The sequence below is a fragment of the Kluyvera georgiana ATCC 51603 genome (genome assembly GCF_001654985.1).
GTDB lineage: Bacteria > Pseudomonadota > Gammaproteobacteria > Enterobacterales > Enterobacteriaceae > Kluyvera > Kluyvera georgiana.
In genome coordinates this window covers 1-4661 of sequence record NZ_LXEU01000094.1, presented here as the reverse complement: position 1 = coordinate 4661, position 4661 = coordinate 1, and the positions used below count along the sequence as shown (strand labels likewise).

Below are 4661 nucleotides of genomic sequence, written 5' to 3'. Positions count from 1 at the left end.
GGGTGATGGATTTAATGAGCTGCGCTTCGAGGATGCGACGGACAATGAAGAAATTTTTCTGCATGCACAGAAAAACATGCAGGTGAAAGTGCTCAACAGCAAGGATGTACGAGTTAATTATGATCGTACTGTGAGTATTGGTCATGACGAATCACTGATAGTGGCTAACGACCGTAAGGTCACCGTTGATGGGAAACAGAATCACAAAACGACAAAAGATCATGTCAGTTTGGTGGAAGGTAATCATAGTCTGGAGGTAAACGGTGATCTGGCGCAGAAGATAGCAGGTGCATTGGGCATCAAAGTTCAGGGCGATATCGTTCTACAAAGCGACAGCAAAATCAGTCTGCGAGTGGGAGGAGCATTTGTGGTGATACATGCAGGTGGCGTGGACGTTATGGGATCGAAAATTAATCTTAACAGTGGAGGTAGTCCCGGCGAAATTATCCTGCCAATGCGTCCGGTGATCCTGAAGGCTGCTGCGGGTAGTGGAACCATGTTTGTATCGCATTGTCCGAAGGAGAATGAAAACAAATGAAAATCACTCCTGTACAATATGCCATTGTGGATGGTGCCGTGGAAGAAGGTTTGCTGGATTTTCTGCATCAAAATAATCCTCCACACTGTTGCCTGTTTCCCCCGCCCGTCCAGCCAGACCTGGTCGGGATATCCCCTTACCTGCTGGAAGTCACCCAGGAAGTAGCCAAGTGGCTGGCTACAAAGGAAACTCCCTGGGGGATATATTTTTATTCATCTAATAAAATTCATTTATTAGTACAACATTTCCGACATTATTTATGGGCTAACATACCGAAACAAAGCAAACCTGTATTATTTCGGTTTTATGATCCGCGCAATATCTGGGCACTGATTAGTGTATTGACTCCATTCGAACGCTACAGATTTATTGAACCAGTCACCAAAATTATTACTCAGTTTTCAGAAGAAAGACGGGAGGATGATTTTTTATCATTCCGTCAGTCCGGAAAAAGAAACATTACTGGAAAAAGTGAGACTTTACTGACTTTCACCCAACGACAATATTCTCTGCTGAACACACAGGCACAAAGAAACTATATCAACACACTGGAGGTATATATACATAATTATTATACAGAAAAAGGTCCTCCTTTTCCGAAAGGCGGGAAACACAATAGTGATTGTGCTAAGAATTATTTTGACTTTTGTCAATCGATGAATATAAATGATGACAGGTCTATCAGAGGTGTTATCTATTTACTGCTGAAAAATAAAATTTATAATAATAAAGATATTCCAAATGAATGGATTGATATATTAAATAATAATGAAGCGGCAGCACACCGACAGGTTGAAATGTTGCTTCTGGAGAAGCTGGGTTTTTTCCCTCAGTAAGGAAACAATTATGTCGAAACCGTCATCAACTGCCGGAAAAGCCTGTGTGGAATGTGGTATCCCTGATCCATGCCTGATGGATGTGGTCACGGCTTTCCCTGAAAATAAAGAGCATCATACCTGGTCAAAAGAGGGAACTGTTCATTTTGACCTGCTGGATGAAGGGGAAGGATGTAACGGAACCATCACTATAGAGAGTAAATGTGATAAAAACGGGTGCCCTGAAGTATGGCTGGAAGAAAATAAAGAGGGAACATCTGAATCGTTAAGCTCTGATGGAAAGCCAAATAAAGTAATACTGTATTACGGTGGAGAAAAAAAAGAGTCAAGTGTAGTAGATTCTTTCAGGAGCCCATGGGAATATCTCAGTTCAATTACTCAGCCTGGAGATATATTTGACGAACCGGCTCATTATGCGGTTATAGCAAATGGCTGTTACGAGTGTGGAAGATATGTTGAAATTGATGTTTATCCGACGATAGAAATACGTTTTACTGTTGGGTTAAGCTACGATCTTATTTCGTCACACAGAGAGCGAACTATCAAAGAACGCCGTGATGAGCAAATAAAATCACGGCAAGCCATGGATAATACTCAGCCCAAAAATAAAAATAAACTACGTGATGGCTGGACATATAAATCGGCTCAGTTTGAGCTGATGAATAAAACTGCACTGAACGTGGATTTCGGAGTAAAGATTTGCAACGTGGAATTTACGCATGAATATGAAGAAGAGATCAAAAAACTGCGTAGAACTAAAGCACTTGAGCAGTTAAACCGGGCCGACCAGTTAATTAACAATCTTAATACATATTTTGCTCCTGATCCGGAAAGTGAAAACAAGACGCGAGAATATTCTATATTTTCATTTAATGCAGAACCGTTAAAAATAGGTGTTTCCTACGCTTATCAGTTCACTGATATAAAAGAAGGCCCATGTCATTATTTTGGGTTGTATGGAAAGCCTTTTCTGGAGGCAAAGTTAAAATTTGATATTATTCAGTTTATCTGTGCCTATTGTAAAATTGATACTTTAGTTGGCAAATGTCGGGACTACCTAAAAAAACACGGTACCAGTGTAGAATGTTATATAGAAGTAGCACCTGGTGTTAATTTGAATATAGGTGCAGCATACAGCAAAAAAGATGATAAATGGACGTTTAAAATTCTCAAGGAAAATCAGTTATATCTGGGTATAAAAGGTGTTGTAAGCGCCACCTTTGAAGCCGAAGTTTTCGTGGTAGAACTTAGAGCTGAGGCAGAAGCGACTATCGGTGCAGCAGCAGGTTTTGCTCTGGATGAGCATGATAATGGTCTGGATCTGGTTTTATACCATGACGGTATTAAGGGAACGTTTAAGTTTTCTGCTGATATAGGTTATAAAGTAGGTAAAAATAAAAAAGACAAATCGCTATCTGAAACAAATAATAATGCTGAAGAAGAGTGGCAATTATCTTCCCCTTTAAAAACTGAAGACTCGCCTTTACGTATTAATTTATATGGTAAAGAACGTATTACCTCCCATTCTGTGATTACTCCTCCTGCTCATTTTGAACCGTGGGCAATGGGTTCCAATCCGAATTGGGATAAAAATGAAGAGAATAAAACGGGATATAATGGAATCCCACAAAATTGAGGGCAACATATGAAGTTAAAATACATCATCCCAGCAATAATACTAGCAGGAGGCATTATGACATTAACAGCATTAGCCAGTAGTACCCCCCAAAAACTGCGCAGTCTTTTTAATATCCAGCAGGCTTATTGCGCTATTAAGACTAATGGCGTTATCGGATACGATAATCGTGATTCTGCCTGGCGTGGACGTGGTGGTGGAATTTCCAGTACCAACGCTTTAATGCTGATGGAAAACGGCGAGAATGTAATCAGCCTTGAGATTGGTGCACTGAATTGGTTTTCTGATAAGCCACTATCCCCGGAAGAGAGAGGTCATTTTGATCCACAATCCGCCTGTAGTCTGGAACTAGTGCGTTTTAACGGACAGGAAAAACAGACAATGTCATCAATAAAAGTAACCATCAGTCCGCAGGGATTACCTGAAGCACAGACTAACAGTTCACATCCCATCACTCGGACAAAAATTCTGGCAGAGCAGGTCATACCCGGACATATTGATCCCGATTATTTCGATAGCACCTATTTTCCACAGGGAATGGTACTCTATCGGTTTACGCAGAAAGTTACAGTAAGTGGTATTCCGGAATGGGCGTGGGTGAAAGCCGAACCGTTCACAGGCGGCAGTGAGCAGATTCAAAAGCTACGGGCGGCCTATAGTGAGATGGCGAGAATTATCAACAGCCGGGATCGAAACCGCCTGAAGGCGTATGATAAAACTGCACTGGAAGCGTGGTCTGCAACAACCGGTGACAGTGAAGATGAAATATTATTATCTCAATTTGCAAAGAATGAACTGGAAGAAGGGCAAGCGATGATACTCCCAATTAAATGGGAAAATTATGATGTCAGGGTTATGAATAAAGGGCGTATGGTTCAACTCTATAATAAATCAGATCAAACCTACTCCCCTTTAACCTATAAGTACACTGATGAAGATGGTGAAGAGATTTTAGGATGCTATGCTCCAGTGTTCTCATTAATTAATGGAGAGTTTGTTCCTATTACTTAAAATGAACCATACTGATACTCTAGTCATTTTTGTTATAACGTACTTTGGTTTTATTATGGAACAACTGGAAAATTCATGTCATTAGCCGCTAAAATTTCAGACAAAGGCACCCAGCACGATGGTTATTACGAAACCGTCATTACTGCGGGCTCCCCCACGGTATATATCGACGGATTACCCGCCGCCCGTATGGGTGACCCACTGACGCCACATGCAAAACCCAAACACCCACCTCACCCACGAAAAATAGCCAGTGGCTCATCCACTGTATTTATTGACGGGCTCCCCGCCGCCAGAACCGGTGATGCGGTGGACTGTGGCGGCGTCGTTATCGGCAGCGGCACCGTCAGTATTGGCTGATATCCGTTTTCAGGGAGAATATTATGCCACAAAATGGCCTGCGTTTTACGCTCGACGTGGACGGGTTACTGGCGATGAGCACCGCCGTGGTGAGCTTCACCCTTTATCAAAACCTCTCCACCCCCTTTACACTTACTGTCGATATCGCCAGCGGTCTCCCCGACCTCGCGGCTAAAAACTTTCTCGAGAAAAATGCCACCCTCACCGTCTGGCAGGGGAACGTTGTCCAGCGCCGCCTCAGCGGTATCATCACCGGCATGGAGCTTGGCGAGAACAACGA

At 42.4% G+C, this 4661-nt stretch carries 6 protein-coding genes; all 6 read left to right on the top strand.

The annotated features are described in order from the left end of the window. A partial coding sequence (locus tag M989_RS25925) for a bacteriophage T4 gp5 trimerisation domain-containing protein (protein ID WP_245191286.1) occupies nucleotides 1-538 on the top strand: 538 nt, incomplete at its 5' end. After that, nucleotides 535-1374 (top strand): DUF4123 domain-containing protein, encoded by an 840-nt coding sequence (locus M989_RS22275; RefSeq protein WP_064549023.1) that lies wholly within the window; start codon nucleotides 535-537, stop codon nucleotides 1372-1374. The genes M989_RS25925 and M989_RS22275, both read left to right, overlap by 4 nt. A 10-nt stretch (nucleotides 1375-1384) precedes the next feature. Then, nucleotides 1385-3010, top strand: coding sequence for a hypothetical protein (locus M989_RS22270; protein ID WP_064549021.1), 1626 nt, complete (start codon nucleotides 1385-1387; stop codon nucleotides 3008-3010). A 9-nt stretch (nucleotides 3011-3019) separates the two neighbouring features. Next, nucleotides 3020-4021, top strand: a complete 1002-nt coding sequence (locus tag M989_RS22265) for a hypothetical protein (protein WP_064549018.1) — start codon at nucleotides 3020-3022, stop codon at nucleotides 4019-4021. Between the two features lie 75 nt (nucleotides 4022-4096). Then, nucleotides 4097-4381, top strand: coding sequence for a type VI secretion system PAAR protein (locus M989_RS22260; protein ID WP_064549017.1), 285 nt, complete (start codon nucleotides 4097-4099; stop codon nucleotides 4379-4381). Nucleotides 4382-4404: 23 nt separating this feature from the next. After that, nucleotides 4405-4661: contractile injection system protein, VgrG/Pvc8 family (locus M989_RS22255; RefSeq protein ID WP_342447182.1), on the top strand; the 257-nt coding region annotated here is incomplete at its 3' end.

Excerpts from the sequence above, each read along its gene's own strand:
- M989_RS22270 (WP_064549021.1), top strand. The coding sequence starts at position 1,385 with ATGTCGAAACCGTCATCAACTGCCGGAAAAGCCTGTGTGGAATGTGGT.
- M989_RS22260 (WP_064549017.1), top strand. The coding sequence starts at position 4,097 with ATGTCATTAGCCGCTAAAATTTCAGACAAAGGCACCCAGCACGATGGT.
- M989_RS22265 (WP_064549018.1), top strand. The coding sequence starts at position 3,020 with ATGAAGTTAAAATACATCATCCCAGCAATAATACTAGCAGGAGGCATT.
- M989_RS22275 (WP_064549023.1), top strand. The coding sequence starts at position 535 with ATGAAAATCACTCCTGTACAATATGCCATTGTGGATGGTGCCGTGGAA.